This window comes from Cloacibacillus evryensis DSM 19522 (assembly GCF_000585335.1).
Taxonomy (GTDB): domain Bacteria; phylum Synergistota; class Synergistia; order Synergistales; family Synergistaceae; genus Cloacibacillus; species Cloacibacillus evryensis.
On record NZ_KK073872.1, the window covers coordinates 1,471,012 to 1,489,671 of the forward strand.

Sequence of the window (18,660 nt, forward strand, 5' to 3'; positions counted from 1 at the left end):
AAAAGGGGCGTTCTTAATTCAATGACTAAGTACATTTTTGTCACCGGAGGGGTAGTTTCTTCACTTGGAAAGGGAATCACCGCCGCGTCGCTCGGCGTATTGCTGAAACGCCGCGGCTACAGGGTGAGCATCATAAAGATGGACCCATATATCAACGTTGACGCGGGAGCCATGAGCCCATTCCAGCATGGAGAGGTATTTGTCACCTGCGACGGGGCGGAGACGGATCTGGACCTGGGGCACTACGAGCGCTTCATCGACGAGGCGATCATGGGCGAGAACAGCTGCACTACCGGCAAAGTCTATTCCTCCGTCATCCAGCGCGAACGGGCTGGCGGCTACAACGGCGCTACCGTGCAGGTCATTCCGCACATCACGAACGAGATCCAGGACAGGATAGAACATGTCGGCGCCACTAAAGACGTCGTCATCGCCGAGATAGGCGGCACGGTCGGAGACATAGAGGGGCTTCCCTATCTGGAGGCGATACGCCAGTTTGCTGGGCGCGTCGGCCGTGAAAATATCCTCTACTGTCACGTAACGCTCGTTCCCTATATCGCCGCCTCCGGCGAACTGAAGACCAAACCTACGCAGCACAGCGTCAACGAGCTGCGCCGCATCGGCATACAGCCCGACGTCATCGTCTGCCGTTCGCAGTATCCGGTGGGACCGGATCTCAGAGAGAAGATCGGTCTTTTTTGCAGCGTCCCCGCCGGCGCGGTATTCGAGGCGATTGATTCGGACTCGATCTACCGGATCCCGATAGTGCTCCACTCACAGAAGTTTGACAATCTCGTACTCAAAAAACTCGGAATGCCGACGCATAAGGCTCCGGATATGAAAGATTGGAAGGAATTCCTGCATCGCTACGACACCCGTAAGGGCGAGCTCGTCGTCGCGCTGGTAGGGAAGTACACGGAGACTAAAGACGCCTATCTCAGCGTCAACGAAGCGGTCTCGCACGCTGGTATCGTCAACGGCGTAAAGGTCAGGATGTTCCCCGTCGAATCAGGAGATCTCGAGAACGGCAATGTCGAGGAGATTTTGGGCGGCGCCGATGCGATACTCGTCCCCGGCGGCTTTGGCCAGCGCGGGGTCGAGGGCATGATCGCCGCGGCTAAATACGCCCGCGAAAAGGGTATTCCCTATTTCGGGCTCTGCCTCGGCATGCAGGTCGCCGTGATCGAATTCGCGCGCAACGTGCTTGGACTCAAGAGGGCGAACAGCCTGGAGATGGACGAGAAGACGCCCGATCCCGTCATCTACCTGATGGAAGAGCAGAAAAACGTCAAGGACATCGGCGGCACTTCCAGGCTCGGAGCGTATCCCTGCAATATCAGCGCCGGCTCAAAAGCCGAAAGGATATACGGCGCCAATAAGATCGAGGAGCGCCACCGTCACCGCTTTGAGTTCAACAACAAGTACATCAAAGAGTTTGAGGCCGCCGGAATGAAGGTCGCCGGGATCTGCCCGGCCGGCGGACAGGTGGAGATAATGGAGAACGTCAACCATCCCTGGATGATCGGGGTACAGTTCCACCCGGAGTTCCTTTCGCGTCCCGTCAAGCCGCATCCGCTCTTTAAAGATTTCATCGCGGCGGCGCTTGAGAGGCAGAAAAAACTTAAAAAGGAGGCAAAATAAAGATGAAAAAACGCATACTGGCCATATCACTGACCGTAAGCCTTATTCTGTCCGCCGCGGCGGCGTTCGCGGCGACGAGTACGACCCCGGTAACGGCACCCGCCGCCAACACCGCGCCGGCTAATACAGCCGCGTCCACCGCGCCGTCCGCCGTCCCGGCGGCGGCCCCGGAGCCGGCCGCACAGGTCCCGGCTACCGTATCGACCGGCACGCAAAATACGATAATCAAGCCGATGAATACGGCGCCCGCCTTTCAGATGCTTGAGAGGATAGAGACTATAGTATACGGGAGGCCCCGTGACGGCGGCCTTATGAACAGGCTCAACGACGTGGAAAAGTCGGTATTCGGCAGAGAGCTTCCGGGAAGCCTGACCGAGCGCCAGACGGCCCTGATCGATTTTCTTGAAAAAGGCACCGGCACCCAGCCCTCGCTGCTCTTCAAGCTTTCCGTCGCCGAATGGGGGATCGAGCAGCAGATACATCCGACCTGGTCGCTCTCGAAGCGTGTCGATTCTATGGAGGGCATCCTTGAAGGGGCTATCCAGTCCGGCCCGCTGGTCTCCCGCGTGGAGCGCCTGCTGACGAAACTGCTCCCAGACGGCATCACCGCAGTGCGCTTCGACCTGCCGAAGGAGACCATCGTAAAAGCCGAGCTGCTTGATACCCTTACGGTGCGGAATGTCAAAGTCGACGATATTATAATCCTCGGCCTCAACGAGCAGATCGTTGTTGGAGACGTGCTCGTCGCGCCGAAGGGCAGCCGCGTATTCGGCCATATAACGAAGGTCAAGCCGCCGCGCAGCTTCGGACGCTCTTCCGAGATAGAGATGCGGATAGACAGCGTCGAAGTGCTGGGACCCTCCGTCGTCCCCGTCAATCTCGGAGAGGCGGCCAAGAAGGCGATGGAGGTGGACAGCGGCATTATCGGAGCCGCGGGAGCCAGCTTTGGGGGCGCGCTGCTGCTTGGCCCTGTAGGCCTGGCGGGCGGCTTCCTCATTCGCGGCAATGACAAGCAGCTCAAGGCTGGTACGGCCTTCTATGTCCAGACGGTGGATAGCGCCTCCATCTCCGGCTATAAGATACCGCAGCAGATAACGCCGATCACACAGACGGAGGATTCCGCGCCGCAGGGGACTCAATCCGCGCCTTTGAATTAGAGAAAGGCCAGATTGTGTTTAAAGGGAAAATATCCGGAAAGAAACTTATCGTCCTGACGGTGATCCTCGTGATCGCCGTCGGGGCATTTTATCTTTGGCGCGACCTCAACCTCAGCGCCATGAACAAGATACCGATCCCCGATCTGGTCGTCGAAAATATTGAGATAGAACGGATGATCAACGGTAAAAAGTGGAAATTGATCTCTCCGCGCGTGGAACACAAAGACGGCATCGTCTACGGAGATTCTATGGATGTGACGATCACCGACCCGGCCGGCAGGGTGACGCACATATACGCCGACAAGGGAACATTTACCCGCGAGAACAACGATGTATCGCTTACAAGCGCCGACGGCGTCATGAAAGAAAACGCCAAGGAATATAATCTCAAATCGGGCAATGTAAAATACGAGGCGGCGGCGGAGAAGTGGAACTTCGACGACGGAGTCGCGCTCAGCGACGGCCGCATGCTGATAGAGGGCAAAAAGGGATACTATGACACAAAGAGCGGCGAATGCCGGCTTACAGACGGAGGGACTATAACATGGAGCGATCGCTGATGAAAGGCGGAAGGGGATTGCTGGCGGTCCTTTTCTGCGCGATGATATTTTTTGCGCAGGCCGCGCCATCCCGCGCGGAAGACAAAGGCGAGCCCGCTCCGATGGCGGCTCCCGCGGAAGAGGATGCAGGGACGGCAAAACAGCCGCCGAACGAGGTATTCCTTGATGCCGATGAGGTCAGTTATGACGAACATACCGGCGTTGCCGTGGCCGAAGGCAATGTGAAGGTACGCAATAAGCAGGTGCGCCTTTTCGCCCCCTACGCCGAATATAACGCCGATACGAATATAGTGGACGCTTACTCCGACCACCGTGAAAACGTCGTTATTTTCTCCGGCGGCGATAAATTTACCGGTAAGCATCTTAAATATAATATGGAGACGCGCCGCGGCGTACTGACGCAGGTCTCCGGCAAATCGGAAGCGATGTACATGCAGGGCGGCACCGTGAGGCTTATGCCCATAGAAGAGGCCGTTAAGCTCGGCATAGTGCGTGCGCCGAAGAAAAAGAAGAAGCAGAGCGGCTCTGAAGACGTCGCCGAATGGCTCGGCGTCACCTCTACGACCTGCGACTTCACCAACCCTCACTACCGGCTCGTCTCGAAAAAAGTGGTCGTCTATCCCGGCAAGAAAACAGTCATCAAAAAACCGAAATTTTACATCGGCAAGACTCTGATAATGGCCTACCCGTTCGATTACATCGCCAACAGCAAGAAAAACCGGGACGCTCTGATGCCGATCATCCGTTACAGTTCGAACAAGGGGATGGGGTTTGGAATAAAAGGCCCCATCGACATGGGCGATCTGGGCGAACTTGACGTCGCGGGTCTTTACTGGAGCAAGGGGATCTGGGAGGCCCGATTCAACTATAACTATGAAATAATGGACTCCCTATCTCTCTTTGCGACCGTGAAACACCTTTACAACGAAGATACGGACGATACTATGTGGCGTCCGGCCTGGGGGCTGTTATATGAGAAAAACGGCTGGCTCGCCAGGCTCTGGTGGGCTGAGCGCGACCTCGTCGGCAACGAGATAGAGCCCGACGTCTCCGTCGACTACGACGTCTGGCGCAAACCGGAATTTTACCTGCACACGCCATGGTTCAGCGACGGCGTTTCCGGCGGCCAGTTTCGCCTCTTTGGCATTTTGGGAAAATACAGCGACAACTTCTCCAAAGACGGCGAGTGGACGGAACGTCTTGCCTACGGAGCGGAATATCGCGGACAGCCGAAATGGTCCCTGTGGATATTCAAACCATTTTATGGCGCTAGATACACGCGCTATGATTATTATGACAAGGACAGGACCCAGGACGTGACCAACGCCTGGTTCGGCTTCAGCTACAAGATCGGCGATATCAGTTTTTCAAGCTCATACTACCGGCGCTGGGCCGACGGCGGCAGCCCTATGAGTTGGGATTACTACTCTGACAGCGAATCATTCAGCCAGAGCGTATCCATCCCGCTGCCGATAGGCGCTTCGTGGGAAAAGTGGTATCTGGCGGTCAGCGGCAACTATGACCTTCAGGCCGATAAGATATCATCCATGCGTTACGCGCTCACCTACGATAAACACTGCATGACCTGGCAGGTATGGTACCGTGACAACAAGTCGGACAACGAGACCCAGTTCGGACTGACATTCTATATCAACGCCTATCCGGAATACAAGCTTGAGTTTGGCTCCGACAGCAACGAAAGCGTAAAAGAAGATTTCTAAATTTTACAGTGAGAGGAACACCACGATCATGAAAGTTGTTATATTATGCGGCGGAGTAAGCCCGGAGCGCGAGGTCTCGCTGAATTCAGGGGCCGCGGTCGCGAAGGCTATGGCCGATTTCGGCTACGAGGCAGAGCTGTGCGATATCACCTCCATAAGCGAGTTTGTCAAAAACTGGCCGGGTTATAAGGCGGACGGCGTCTTTATCGCCCTCCACGGAGGCTGGGGCGAAGACGGCAGGATACAGGCCGTCCTTGAAGCCTTTGGGATCCCCTACACCGGTTCGGGCCCCGAAGCCTGTATGCTCTCGATGGATAAGGCCGCCGCGAAGCTTCTCTTCGCCAACGCCGGAGTGCCGGTGCCGCGCGGTTTTATCGCCACAAGAGATGACGACAAGAGAAAACTTGCCGGGGAATACATCCAAAACCACGGGAAGATAATCGTGAAGCCCAACGGCGGCGGAAGCACAGTCGGCGTTACCATCGTCTCTGAGATCGCTGAATACGGCGCGGCGCTGGAGCTTGCCTGGCAGTCGGAGGCAAAGGCGCTCGTCGAAGAGTTCATTGACGGTGAAGAGGTCACTGTGCCCGTGATGGAGACCGCGGACGGAAAGGCGCTGGCGCTGCCGGCGATACATATAAAACCGAAGAGCGGTTTTTATGACTATAAAAATAAGTATACCTCCGGCTGTACCGAGTATATCTGCCCTTCCGACCTTTCTGAGGAGATAAATTCACGGCTGGCCGATGCCGCAGTCATCGCCTACAGGGCGCTGGGCTGCCGCTCCTACAGCCGCGTCGACTTCCGCGTCACGCCGGAGGGCGCGCTTTATGCGCTGGAGGTCAACACCGCCCCCGGAATGACCGCGACGAGCCTTGTGCCGAAGTCGGCGAAGAGCAGCGGGTTTTCTTTTGGAGAGTTTTTAGACGAGGTGGTCAGATTCTCATTCGCGATCGACAGGGAAGAGAGATAGCCGGACTAATATTTTCCTAAACGACAAAAGAGCCCGCGTGATATTCCGCGCGGGCTCTTTTTCTTCTGAGTATGCTCCGCTACTTGAGCTGGATCTTGACGACCTTGAGATGGCGGATGCCGCGCGGGGTCCTCACCATGACCTCGTCGTCAGCGTGCTTGCCCATTACCGCCTTGCCTACCGGGCTGGCCGCAGAGATGCGGTTATCTTTGATGTCGGCCTCTTCCGTGCCGACCAGCGTATAGACGAATGACTTTTTAAGGTCAAGGTCCTCGAACGTTACCGTCGTGCCGAGGCTGACGACGCTGGTGTCGATATCCTCTGTCTCCACTATCTGGGCCTTGCTCAGCTGATATTCGAGCTGCAACACGCGGTTCTCAAGCTTTTCCTGCTCTTCTTTTGCCGCGTGGTATTCCGCGTTTTCACTGAGGTCTCCGAAAGCGCGCGCCTCTTCGAGCTTAGCGGCTATCTCCGCACGTCCGTCGCCGCGTAGGGAAACAAGTTCCGCCTTCAGCTTCTCATAGCCGTCCCGAGTCATTATCACTTTATCGTCTGCCGCTTTGGCCATTGATATCCCACCTAACAAGAAGTCTCTCTAAATTCTTGTGAATTCTAACAGAAAGAGAGAAAAATATCAAACATAAAATTTAGCTTGACAATTTCGGTGGGGAGTAGTATAAATTCCACCAACGAACTTAATAATCACGATGCGATGACGGGGATAGTAAAGTTCACAACCTTCACAGAGAGAAGATCGAATTGCTGAAAGATCTTTGTCGGAATGGATTTGAAGACCACCCCTGAGCGGATGCCGAAGCGGAGACAGTGCCGATAAGGCGTCAGGGTGCGCCCTGTACAGCGCGGATGAGGGCCGTCCTTGTGCGGCTGAATGGAGTGGAACCGCGACGCTGTTTGTTATGCCGCCTCCTGTACCGCCGGTACGGGGGCGGCAATTTTTATATTTGCGCGAAGTGCATAAAAGGAGGAAATTTATTATGGGAGTAATCGAAAGATATTCGGAACTGTTGCCGGTAACGGAAAAGACGCCGAAGCTGACGCTGGGCGAAGGCTCGACGCCGCTCGTCCATCTCGACAATATAAGCGAGATGCTTGGCATTGAGCTTTGGGCAAAACTTGAGGGCTGCAATCCCTCCGGCTCGTTTAAAGACAGGGGCATGGTCATGGCCGTAGCGAAGGCGCTGGAGAGCGGCGCCAAGGCTCTCGTATGCGCCTCCACGGGTAACACCTCCGCCTCCGCCGCGGCCTACGCCGCCGCCGCCAACGTGCCCTGCTTCGTCCTGCTGCCGGCGGGAAAGGTGGCGCTGGGAAAGCTGGCCCAGGCTCTTATGTACGGAGCTACGGTCATTGCCGTCAACGGCAACTTTGACCGCGCGCTCGAAATGGCGCGCGAAGCCGCTGAAAAAGAGGGATATGCGATCGTCAACTCTGTCAACCCCTATCGTCTCTGGGGACAGAGGAGCGGCGCCTGGGAGATCTGCGAAGCGCTTGGCAAGGCTCCCGACTGGCACGCGATACCCGTCGGCAACGCCGGCAACATCAGCGCCTACTGGGCCGGTTATAAACAGTATCAGGAACTTGGAAAGATAGACAAGCTGCCGCGCATGATGGGCTTCCAGGCGGCGGGCGCCGCGCCGCTCGTGACGGGCGAACCCTGCCCCAATCCGGAGACGGTGGCGACGGCGATCCGCATCGGAAACCCGGTGAGCGCCCACCTCGCTAAAGAGGCGGTAGCCATGTCAAGCGGAGAATTTAACTCCGTTACTGACGAAGAGATACTGGCAGCTCAGCTGCTGCTCTCTTCAAAGGGCGGTATCTTTGCCGAGCCCGCCTCCTGCGCCCCGCTGGCCGGACTTATAAAGTTCAAGAAAGAGGGGCGCCTGCCGCGGGGGATCACCGCGGTCATGATCTTGACCGGGAACGGTTTGAAGGACCCCGACACCGCGATGTCCCAGGTCGGACGTCCGCTGGAGATCGGCGACAGCCTTGAAGAGCTCCTGGCGGTGATGAAAAAATGAACCCGCTGATAACACTGCGGGTGCCCGCCACCAGCGCGAACCTCGGCTCCGGCTTCGACGCGATCGGGATGGCGGTCTCCCTCTACAACATATTCAAGGTCATGGAACTTCGCCCCGAAGGCGAATACGAGGTAGAGGCGCACGGCGAAGGCTGCCGTGAACTCTCCTCGCCAAAGGCGAACCTCGTCATCGTAGCCTATGAGGAGACCTGCAAACGCTGGAATGTGAAAGGGCCGGGATTCTCCCTCTGGTGCCACAACATAATCCCGCTCTGCCGCGGCCTCGGCAGCTCCGCCGGCGCCGTCGTCGCCGGAGTCCTCATAGCCAAATATCTCACCGGCTATGAGGCCGGCGAGGACGAACTGCTGCGCGCGATGACCGTCATCGAGGGCCATCCTGACAACGTCGCTCCCTGCTACCTCGGCGGCATGGTCGTGAGCTGCTGGGACGGGCAGGACCTTCGCTACGTCAACCTGCCGGCGCTGCCGCCAGAGGTGCTCTGCGTCGTCGCCGTACCCGACGAGAGGGTCAAGACCTCCGACGCGCGCAAGGCGCTTCCCAAAGAGGTCCCCTTCGGGGACGCCGTTTTCAACGTAGGGCGCGCGGCGCTGCTCACCGCCGCCTGGGCCACCGGCAAATGGGATTACCTCAAATGGGGAATGGACGACAAGCTCCATCAGCCCTACCGCAGCAAGCTTTTCTCCGGCGGCGAAGTCATCTTCTCGCGCGTGGAGGCGCTGCCGGAGTGCCTCAGCGTCGCGATCAGCGGTTCGGGGCCCAGCGTCATCGCGCTCGTCAAGGGAACGACCCACCGTGTCGCGGAGGCGATGTGCCGCACATTCACCGAACATGGGGTGCGCTCGCAGTTCTTCGTTCTCGACGGAAGTGCCCAGGGCGCGCGCGTCGACATAAGCATGGAGCTTAAGGAAGCGCTGGAAGCGGTAAATTCACCGGCAGGCCCGTCCTCGGAAATTTCCGCCGCTCGCGCAGGCGAACAGGGGACTGCGAACAAAGCCGGGGGGTGCAGATAAATGGAATGGGAAAAATTGCCGCTTACGGTCCTTAAATTCGGCGGCTCCTCGGTCGCCGATTCCGAGAGGATGAAGCATGTGGCGCAGATAGTCAAAAAGATACGCGACAAGGGCTTCCGCGTCGCCGTCGTCGTCTCCGCGATGGGCAACATGACGGACGAGCTGCTCGCACTCGCGAGCGACGTCGCCACGGAGAAGGACGGACGCGAGATGGACCAGCTGCTCGCCACAGGAGAGCAGCAGAGCGTGGCGCTGCTTTCGCTTGCGATAAAGCAGTACGGCATCCCGGCGCAGTCCTTCACGGCGCTGCAGGCCGGCATAAAGGCCGCGGGTTTCCCGATGGAGGGCCGTATCTACAGAATAGAGCCTGATGCCGTGGAAAGGGCGCTTAACGAAGGCACCGTAGCCGTCATCACCGGATTTCAGGCGATAACGGACAACGGCGACGTCATCACACTCGGACGCGGCGGCTCCGACCTTTCGGCGGTCGCGCTGGCGGCGGCGCTGGGGGCCGACTCATGTCAGCTACTTAAGGACGTAACGGGGATAATGACCGGCGACCCGCGCGTCGTGAAAAAACCTAAAAAGCTGGCGCAACTCGGCTTTGACGAGTGCATGGAGATGGCGGTGCAGGGCGCGAAAGTGCTGCAGGCGCGCAGCGTCGAAATGGCGGCGCGCTACGAAATGCCGCTTTACGTCGGTTCAAGCTTTGTGGAAGAGGAGGGTACTTGGGTAATGAGCAATCCGGTAACAGAGGGACTTATAATAAAAGCGGTCATACAGGACATGAAGGTGGCGAAGGTGGTGCTTCTCGGAGTGCCTGACATCCCCGGCATCGCGGCGCGCCTCTTTGCGAACCTTGCGGAGAAGGGCGTCGGCGCGGAGATGATAATTCAAAACAACATGCGCGGCGGCGTCAACGACATTGGCTTCCTCGTTAAAAAGACGAGTTTGGAGGTGGCGAGCCAGGTCTGCCGCGAACTTTGCCGCGAGATCGACGCGCAGGGCGTCTCCTTCGATACGGAGATCGCACGCGTCTCCATTGTCGGCGCCGGCATCGCGAACCACCCGGAGATACCTTCAAAAATGTTCAACATTCTCGCCGAGGCGGGCATCAACATCGAGATGATCGCCTCCACGGCGCTGTCCATCACCTGCGTCGTCGGCTCGGCGCGCGCGGACGACGCCGTGCGCGAACTCCACGATCATTTTATCGACGAGGTGGCATTCTAATGGGCGCCAAGAGAGTGGCGGTGCTCGGAGCTACCGGGCTGGTCGGACGCGAGATGCTTTACACGCTGGAACAGAGAAAATTCCCCGTTTCAGAACTCATCCCGCTTGCCTCTCCGCGCTCCGCGGGCAAAAAGGTGGTATTCAACGGCGAAGAGATAGAGGTGCGGGCCGTTAACGAAGATTCCTTCAAGGGAGTCGACATCGCCCTCTTCTCGGCGGGCGGCAAGACCTCAAAACAGTGGGCGCCGGTCGCCGCGGCGAGCGGCGCGGTCGTCATCGACAACAGCTCCGCCTGGCGCATGGACCCGGAGGTGCCGCTCATCGTGCCGGAGATCAACGCCGGCGACGTCTCGATGGCGAAGAACAAGGGGATCATCGCGAACCCGAACTGCTCGACGATACAGGCCGTCGTCGTTCTCTATCCTCTTCACAAGGCAGCCGGACTGAAATACATAAACATCAGCACCTATCAGTCGGTCGCCGGTACCGGCAAGGCGGCGATCGAGTCGCTGCGCGACGGCGCGAAGGCGGCGATCAAGGGCGAAGAATACGGCGACGACGTCTATCCGCACAACATCGCCTTCAACCTCCTGCCTCACATCGGCCCCTTCGACGAAGAGGGCATATCTGAAGAGGAATGGAAGATGGTCAACGAATCGCGCAAGATCATGCACATCCCCGGCCTTCGCGTCAGCGGCATCACCGTGCGCGTACCGATCTTCCGCTGCCACGGCGAAAGCGTGACGGCGCAGTTTGAACGCCCGCTCAGCCCCGCCGAAGCGCGCGAAATACTGAAAAACGCCCCCGGCGTCGTCGTGCGCGACGACCCGAAAAACGCCGAATACCCGATGCCCATAGAGACGGCCGGCAAAGACGATGTCTGTGTCGGCCGCATACGCCGCGACACCGGCCTCGACAACGCGCTCGCGATGTGGGTCGTAGGCGACAACCTCAGAAAAGGCGCGGCGCTCAACGCGGTGCAGATCGCGGAGAAGCTGCTTTAGCGCAGGACAACAGAAACCGGAATAAGTATTACGAACGGGCGGGAAGCCGCGGATAAAGTTTGCGGATTCCCGCTCGATTACTGATGCAGGGCGGGATGTATGCTTCCTCCTGTTTGTTGAAGTTCTGTTTATACGTTTTTTCTCGCCTATCCCTTTGCCTTTTTAACCGTATAGTTTCGTCAAGGTAATTCATTTTTTCTGCTATAATCATGTGGGAAAACAAAAACAACTTAATACATTTTACACTTCAGCCTTATAAAAAGGACGGGACGCAGATGCAAAAGGACAAGTCAGTTCTCTTCTCACCCATAGGCTCGACAGACCCCATCTCCAACTGCCGCGACGGAGGAATGCTCCACATTGCCAGAATATACAAACCCTCCAAAGTTATACTTTATTTTTCAGATGAAATGTTGGCTTTTGAAAAAACTGATCACCGTTACACACGCGCGCTCTCTCTGCTTGGCGAAAAACTTTCTCATGGATTCGATGTTGAGGTACAAAAATGTGCCGATATTACAGAGGTACATAAGTTTGACCTTTTTTATGAAGAATTTGAAAAACGCCTGAAAAAAATAAGTGATGAGAACCCGGAAAGCGAGATACTTGTCAACATATCCTCCGGGACGCCGGCGATGAAGAGCGCACTGCAGTTTATAGCGGCGCTTGGCTCTGTAGAAAGACTCACGGCAATACAGGTAGCCACTCCTGAAAAAAAATGCAACAAACACAGAGCACCCGCAGTCAACTATGATCTTGAGACCGAATGGGCCTGCGACGAGGATAATGAAACAGAAACTTTTGAAGACCGCTCGGAAGTATCCGGCAGTCTGAATCTGGCCGCGCGGATAAAGAGGGAAACGCTTATCAAACATGTCGAGGCCTACGACTACCACGCCGCGCTTTCAATCGCCGTCGGACTGGGAGATAAAATCCCGCCTCTCGCCCTGAAACTCCTCGATGCCGCTGCGGCCAGAGCACAGCTTAATCTGAATAGAATCCAGATTTCCTTGAAGGAGACGGGGGTGAAAATCATCCCCGTAGAGAGTTCCGACCTTCGCAACATCGCCGAATACCTGCTTTGGCTCGACGTCAAACTGAAACGCGGCGAACTGGCCGATTTCATCCGCGGCCTCACGCCGTTGATCGCGGATCTGTTTGAATATTACATATCAAAGGTCTTGAAAATCGATATAAGAAAATATTGTGACAGCAGCGGCGAATACAGCCTAAAACTGAAACGTTACAAATTAGAGCGCACTTCAGAGGGAATGAAGATCCTCGAAATGCTTGATGCGCAGTTTAACTGCTATAAAGACGACTATCTGTCATCGAAGAACATGCTCTGCATTTTAAAAGCCTTCTGTGCCGATAAAATGGCGGCGGAACTCTTTGAAAACATCAGGAATGTGGAATCTGCCGTCAGGAATATCGCCGCTCATGAGATCATCGCGATCACGCCGGAATTAATAGAGAAAAAAACCAGAGAAAATGGCTGTGCCTCCGCTCCGGCAGGGATCCTGAACATGCTCTTCAAGGCGGCGGAGCTTTATGGTATTCCGCAGGGAAAAATAAAAAATTCATACGGCGAGATGAACGAGCTTATAAAAGAGGCTCTAAAGGGATAGCAATTCTAAATAGATAGAAGATAACAAGAAACGGAAGGTGATCAAGTGACCAGTCGAAAAGAAACGGTGGCTGTAGGCGGTCTGCTCCATGACATCGGCAAAGTCATCTATCGTGCTGAGATAGAAAGCGGCAGCCACAGCGCCATCGGTTACAAATGGCTGAAGAATATCGCCGCATTCTCAGAGGCTTCCGAGATATTGGACTGTCTGCGATATCATCACGGAACGGCGATAAGAGGGGCCAAACTCCAGTCTTCCTCGCCGGCCTACATCGTATATATCGCTGACAATATCGCGGCCGGAGCCGACCGTCGCGAAGAGATTCCCGAGGAAGGCGAAGCTCACGAGCGTGCGCCGTTTATACGCACAATGCCCCTTGCCTCGGTATTCAATCTGCTGAACGGAGGCTCACGCAATTTGGCCTGCTGCCCGCGGAACCTATCACCGACGGCAAATTATCCGCGGGAAGATGCCGGTCAGCTTACGACCGCGCTCTATCAGCAAAAAACGAGAGAGTTGAAACATGAGCTGGAGAGCATAGAGTTCAATGGCTCATATATTAACTCACTGCTCTGTCAGCTTGAAAGCACCTTATCCTTCATCCCATCAAGCACCTCGACAAAAGAGGTCGCCGACATCTCGCTCTTTGACCACGCCAAAATAACCGCGGCCGCGGCGGCCTCCATATGCGCCTACCTTGAAGACGCCGGCAGGACGAACTACAAAATGGAGCTTCTGGACAAAGAAAAAGAATTCATGAAAGAGGAGGCTTTTCTCTTCTTCTCCTGCGACTTTTCGGGCATTCAAAAATTCATTTATCGAGTGGCCTCCAAAGAGGCGCTGAAATCACTGCGCAGCAGATCCTTCGTACTTGAGATGCTGATGGAATACCTCATGGACGAGATACTTGAGGAGTGCGGCCTGTCGCGCGCGAATCTGATATACACGGGAGGCGGCCACAGCTACATGCTGCTCCCCAACACGCGGCAGTCCCGTACCGCGCTGGAAAAATTTGAGAAAAATACAAACCTATGGCTCCGGCGGCAGTTCGGCGACACGCTCTACCTTGCCTGCGGCTGGCTTCCCGTATCCGCGAACAGTCTTAAAAACACGCCGGCGGAAAAATCACCCTACACCGGCATCTACCGGTCGCTAAGCCGCCTGATCTCCGAGAAAAAGCTTCGCCGGTACGGCGCGGAAGAGCTTCGCGAACTCAACAAGGCGGGGAGTGAGAGCGGAGCGCGCGAGTGCAAAATCTGCGGCACTGCTGCGAAGCTGCGGCCCGATGAGGAACTTTGCGAATGGTGTTCAACATTTGCCGGGATCTCTTCCGAGATACTAAAAAAGGAGATATTCGCCGTAGTTTTGGAAGATGACCAAGAGGGAGAAAAATATTTAAACGTTCCTAACATTTATACTGAAAAGCCAAGACACATACAATTTAAAAACCATGACGAAGCGCTGACAAAGATAAAGAATGGGGAGGCCGTTCGCGTCTACAGCAAAAACAGCCCGCACTCCGGCTACAACTACAGCACCAACCTTTATATGGGTGACTACGTCTACGATAAAGATCTCGAAAATCTGGCGGAAGAGGCAAACGGCGTAAAACGGATCGCCATCCTCCGCGCAGACGTGGACAACCTTGGCAGGACCTTCACTTCCGGCTTTGAACGCACCGGCAAGACGCTGAGCGCGGAAGAGCGTGAGCGTTACAAAACGCTTTCTCGCACGGCGGCGCTCTCAAGACAGCTCTCCATGTTCTTCAAGTATCATTTAAACACATTGCTGAGCGGCAAGGACGGAGAACTCGCCCCCTTCCTGCTTTCGGGCGCCGGCGCCGCTAAAAAAGCGCTTATCGTCTATTCCGGAGGAGACGACATCTTCATGGTGGGGGCATGGGACGATATACTGGAAAGCGCTGTCGACATACGCAATGCATTTAAGAAATTCACCGGCGGCGCTCTCACCATATCGGCTGGCATCGCGATATACCCTTACAAATATCCCATCTATAGAGGCGCGCATCTGGCGGCGGAGCTGGAAGAAAAATCGAAGCGGGTTCCGGGAAAAGATTCCCTTACGCTCTTCACCGCGGATGAGGGCTACACATATAAGTGGGATGACTTCTCATCGAGAGTGGTCCCTAAACTACGGCTGCTGGGCAAGTTTTTGGACGGGGAGGACTCGGAACGGGGCAAGGCCTTCCTATATAAACTTCTTCAACTGCTGCGGCGGGCAGATAAAAAAATAAATATCGCGCGCTGCGCCTACCTGCTGACGCGTCTTGAGCCAAAAGAAGAGGGCGCAAAAAAGAGGGCCTACGGTGAATTCGCGAAACAAACATACCTGTGGATAACAGACGGTAAGGACAGAGGCGAACTCATAACCGCCATCCAAATATATGTATATCTGACAAGAAAGAGGGGCGCGTAATAAGATGGTTGGACCAGGGGGAAACAGGAACAATTACCAACGGCAAGATACAAGGGCAGCATATAACAACAGACAGCCGCAGAGCGCGCAGCCGCAGCCGCAGCCGGTGCCCGCGGAAAAGCTGCCGGCAGAGTATGTCGACCAAGCGGAGGCCGTAATGCTCTCCCTGCGCACGACAGACAAGCATGGCAACCTTAAATTTAATATAACGGCCAGCAAAATCAGAAAGATACTGACGCTGGTGACAGATATCCTGAATGAAGAGAGGTTTAACAAAAACGCGGAGCTGAATCAGGCAAACATACAAAGGCTGAGTATGGCTCGTGTCCGTATCGCTTACGACGCGGGGCGCGACAATGGTGTAAAAGAGTTTGCGGAAAAGGCAAAACTGCTGAACTACATCAAGGGTATCGGCAAAAGCAGGGCGGAATTTATCCGTTTTGCGGAATATATGGAAGCACTGGTAGCGTGGCACCGGTATCTGGGCGGGGAAAACTAGAGGAGGCAGAGCAATGAGAGGCAAAATAAAAATAACCACCACACTGAGAGTACTGACGGGAATGCACATCGGAGGAAGCGATGCCTTCTCGCCGATAGGAGCTGTTGACAAGCCCGTAATCGACGACCCGCGCACAGGAAGGCCGATAATTCCCGGAAGCAGCCTCAAAGGAAAGCTGCGTTCGCTGCTTGCCGCACACTTGCAGGGTGACAAAAGGGCCGCCGAACCAAACCAGGACTGCGAAGCGATAAAGAGACTCTTCGGCGCCAGCGAACCGATAATGAGATCAAGGCTTCAGTTCTCGGACGCCTTCGTTTCCAACGCGGAGGAACTCGAAGCCGTCGGCCTGCGCGAGGTGAAATTTGAAAACGCGCTTGACCGGATCTCATGCCAGGCAAACCCGCGTCAGATAGAACGCGTGATAAGCGGCGCGGAGTTTTTAGCCGTCATCACCTACAACATCCCCGAGAATGAAGAAGAGATAAAAGAGGACATGGCAAACCTAGCGGCGGCCATGCGCCTGCTTCAGATGGACTATCTAGGCGGCCACGGCAGCCGCGGCAGCGGGCGCGTCAGCTTTAAAAACATCAGGCTGACACAGTCTGGCGGCAGCCTTAAAGAGGAGGATGTGCGGCTTCTGAATGAGACCTTCAGGGAAATAGAGGAATATGAACTACTATCTATATAAAATTTCCTTTATAACGCCGCTTCACTGCGGAAGCGGGGAGAGCGCGAAATCACTTGAAAGTTCGCGCGCCTCGATTTGCGCCGACACGCTCTTCTCCGCCCTCTGCTGTGAAGCCGCGGCGGACGGCGGCGCGCAGGCCGTTTCCGACCTTTGCGAAGGGGCGAAAAGAGGTGACGTCCTATTCAGCGACCTCTTTCCATATCACGGAGACGATATCTACATTCCCAAGCCGGCCCTGCTGCCGAAGACCTTTGGCGAGGCGCTTGAGGCAGACCGAAAAAAAGCGATGAAAAGTCTGGAATACATCCCGCTGCTGCGGCTGGAAGAATATATAGACTCAATGGAGGGGCGGTCCCTTTTTGAGCCGGAGGGAATATTCAAAAACTTTGCGGAAACCGAAATTGTTGAAAAAGTATCCCTGAAAGGTCTGGAAAAGAGCAATCCATACTTTGTGACGACCTCTGTCTTCAACAGAGGATGCGGCCTCCACGGCCTCATCGCCTGCGGGGACGAAAAAAAATTGAAGACCGTAAAACGTCTGCTGAGGCTCCTCGGCATGGGAGGGATAGGCGGAAAAGTCAGCGCGGGGTACGGCAAATTTAAAATAGCCGACGAATATGACCTTACGTATGAGGAAGATGCCTACGACGAACAGACGAAGAGGCTGTGGCGTATGCTGACGACGGAAAAGGCTCAGGCATATCTCAGCCTTACCACCTCGCTTCCGTCGGACGAAGAGCTTGGGGAGGCTATGGAAGGTTCCCTGACCACGCTGCGGCGGCGCGGTGGATTTGTCGCCTCCGAAAGCTATGGCGCGTCGCGCAAAAAAGACACGCAGTACTTCTTGGGCGCCGGTTCGCTCTTCCGAAAAAAATATACCGGAACGCTCTATAATGTCGCGCGCGGCGGCGCGCACCCCGTTTACAGATATTCAAAGCCGATATTTCTGGGGGTGGACTACCAGTGAACCAGCTCAAAAACTACAGGATAAAAATAACCGTAGCCACACCAGTCTTCATCGGGTCGGGGCTGAGCTACCAAAAAAATGAATACTTTTATGACAGAGATACACGGAAGATCCACATCATAAACCCAGAAATCCTGATGCGGTGGATCGTTGAAAAAGGGCGAATACAGAATTTTGAAAGCTTCTCGCTCTCCGGCGCGTCCCTTTCAAAATTCTTTGAAGATCTTCGCGTCCGTCCCGAAAGCATCCCCGGGCTTATCGAATACAGCGCCGACGCCGGCGCCGCCGTCGAACAGGGGAGGCTGATCGAGATCAAAGCCTTTATAAAAGACACCGCCAACCGCCCGTACATTCCCGGCAGCTCCCTGAAGGGCGCGCTGCGCACCGTCATCCTGACAAAGATGCTGCGGGACGCCGGACGGGAAGAATTCCTGGATAATGAAAGAATAGCGAAGAAAAATCCCGCCGCTCAAATAGAAATAAAGCATCTCCACACGCTTGACAGAGCGGGGGAAAAGGCAAACGCTCTCAACAGCGTGATGTCGGCCCTCTCCATCTCCGACAGCGCGCCGCTTGCCCAGCCCTCGCTCACGCTGTGCCGGAAGATCGACGTATCCAAAGGCGGATATGAGGGGCGGCTGAACATTGCCCGCGAGTGCCTGTGTCCGGGGACGGAAGCCGAGTTCATCCTCACACTCAAGCCGGAGAGCGGAAAAATAGACGCCGGATATATCAAAAAGGCGGTTGAAGAATTCGGCGGATACTATAGCCGGACATACGCCGATAAATTCAGCCTTCCGCAGGGGGCTGTAAAAGAAGATTTCAGCAACTGCATCCTTCTCGGCGGAGGCTGCGGCTATTTCGGGAAAAACATCCTCTATCCCGGCAGGGATTATGAAAGCGCTCTGCGGCTTGCCGCCGCGCTGATGGCCAAAAAATACGCAAAACACAAACACGAAGGGGATGTGGAAACCGGCGTATCTCCGCATACCTTGAAATACACGGAATATATAGAGCCGAACGGACGCGGCTCCGTCAAATGTCAGATGGGGATATGCCGTGTGGACATAGAGGAGCGCGCCTGAA

General features: G+C 55.6%; 16 protein-coding genes. 15 read left to right on the top strand and 1 reads right to left on the bottom strand.

Annotated elements, in window-relative coordinates:
- The first annotated feature begins 21 nt into the window (after nt 1–21).
- The 5 genes from CLOEV_RS06475 to CLOEV_RS06495 are packed head-to-tail and all read left to right on the top strand — an operon-like array spanning nt 22 to nt 6,052.
- The gene (locus CLOEV_RS06475) at nt 22–1,641 is read left to right on the top strand and encodes a CTP synthase (protein ID WP_008711397.1); all 1,620 of its coding nucleotides are present in this window, start codon (nt 22–24) and stop codon (nt 1,639–1,641) included.
- A 2-nt stretch (nt 1,642–1,643) separates the two neighbouring features.
- A complete protein-coding gene (locus tag CLOEV_RS06480) occupies nt 1,644–2,798 on the top strand; it encodes a hypothetical protein (RefSeq protein ID WP_008711400.1) in 1,155 nt (384 codons plus the stop codon).
- A gap of 14 nt (nt 2,799–2,812) precedes the next feature.
- Nucleotides 2,813–3,358, top strand: coding sequence for an LPS export ABC transporter periplasmic protein LptC (lptC, locus tag CLOEV_RS06485; protein WP_008711402.1), 546 nt, complete (start codon nt 2,813–2,815; stop codon nt 3,356–3,358).
- A complete protein-coding gene (locus CLOEV_RS06490; protein ID WP_156938373.1) occupies nt 3,358–5,079 on the top strand; it encodes an LPS-assembly protein LptD in 1,722 nt (573 codons plus the stop codon). The genes lptC and CLOEV_RS06490 overlap by 1 nt, the downstream gene beginning before the upstream one ends.
- Before the next feature lie 28 nt (nt 5,080–5,107).
- Nucleotides 5,108–6,052: a D-alanine--D-alanine ligase gene (locus tag CLOEV_RS06495; protein WP_008711406.1), complete on the top strand. Its 945-nt coding sequence runs from the start codon at nt 5,108–5,110 to the stop codon at nt 6,050–6,052.
- Between the two features lie 79 nt (nt 6,053–6,131).
- Here CLOEV_RS06495 and greA read toward each other — a convergent pair whose 3' ends face one another.
- A complete protein-coding gene (greA, locus tag CLOEV_RS06500) occupies nt 6,132–6,620 on the bottom strand; it encodes a transcription elongation factor GreA (protein WP_008711408.1) in 489 nt (162 codons plus the stop codon).
- 427 nt (nt 6,621–7,047) lie between these two features.
- Here greA and thrC point away from each other — a divergent pair, with 427 nt between their 5' ends.
- The 10 genes from thrC to csm5 all read left to right on the top strand — a co-directional run bounded on the left by thrC (nt 7,048) and on the right by csm5 (nt 18,659).
- Nucleotides 7,048–8,088, top strand: a complete 1,041-nt coding sequence (thrC, locus tag CLOEV_RS06505; RefSeq protein ID WP_008711410.1) for a threonine synthase — start codon at nt 7,048–7,050, stop codon at nt 8,086–8,088.
- Nucleotides 8,085–9,119 (top strand): homoserine kinase, encoded by a 1,035-nt coding sequence (gene thrB / locus CLOEV_RS06510; protein WP_008711412.1) that lies wholly within the window; start codon nt 8,085–8,087, stop codon nt 9,117–9,119. Before thrC ends, thrB begins: the two co-directional genes overlap by 4 nt.
- Nucleotides 9,120–10,352: an aspartate kinase gene (locus CLOEV_RS06515; protein WP_051484930.1), complete on the top strand. Its 1,233-nt coding sequence runs from the start codon at nt 9,120–9,122 to the stop codon at nt 10,350–10,352. It begins immediately after the preceding gene.
- Nucleotides 10,352–11,356 carry an aspartate-semialdehyde dehydrogenase gene (locus CLOEV_RS06520; protein ID WP_008711415.1) on the top strand — a complete coding sequence of 335 codons (1,005 nt, stop codon included), beginning with the start codon at nt 10,352–10,354 and terminating at the stop codon, nt 11,354–11,356. Before CLOEV_RS06515 ends, CLOEV_RS06520 begins: the two co-directional genes overlap by 1 nt.
- A gap of 275 nt (nt 11,357–11,631) precedes the next feature.
- The gene (csm6, locus tag CLOEV_RS06525) at nt 11,632–12,984 is read left to right on the top strand and encodes a type III-A CRISPR-associated CARF protein Csm6 (RefSeq protein ID WP_169732203.1); all 1,353 of its coding nucleotides are present in this window, start codon (nt 11,632–11,634) and stop codon (nt 12,982–12,984) included.
- A gap of 45 nt (nt 12,985–13,029) precedes the next feature.
- Nucleotides 13,030–15,420 (top strand): type III-A CRISPR-associated protein Cas10/Csm1, encoded by a 2,391-nt coding sequence (cas10, locus tag CLOEV_RS06530; RefSeq protein WP_008711417.1) that lies wholly within the window; start codon nt 13,030–13,032, stop codon nt 15,418–15,420.
- A gap of 4 nt (nt 15,421–15,424) precedes the next feature.
- Complete coding sequence (gene csm2 / locus CLOEV_RS06535; RefSeq protein ID WP_008711418.1) at nt 15,425–15,919, top strand: type III-A CRISPR-associated protein Csm2; 495 nt, start codon at nt 15,425–15,427, stop codon at nt 15,917–15,919.
- Between the two features lie 13 nt (nt 15,920–15,932).
- Nucleotides 15,933–16,607, top strand: coding sequence for a type III-A CRISPR-associated RAMP protein Csm3 (csm3, locus tag CLOEV_RS06540; protein ID WP_008711419.1), 675 nt, complete (start codon nt 15,933–15,935; stop codon nt 16,605–16,607).
- A complete protein-coding gene (gene csm4 / locus CLOEV_RS06545) occupies nt 16,588–17,574 on the top strand; it encodes a type III-A CRISPR-associated RAMP protein Csm4 (protein ID WP_034442625.1) in 987 nt (328 codons plus the stop codon). The genes csm3 and csm4 overlap by 20 nt, the downstream gene beginning before the upstream one ends.
- Nucleotides 17,571–18,659 (top strand): type III-A CRISPR-associated RAMP protein Csm5, encoded by a 1,089-nt coding sequence (gene csm5, locus CLOEV_RS06550; RefSeq protein ID WP_034442628.1) that lies wholly within the window; start codon nt 17,571–17,573, stop codon nt 18,657–18,659. Before csm4 ends, csm5 begins: the two co-directional genes overlap by 4 nt.
- Nucleotide 18,660: the final 1 nt, after the last annotated feature.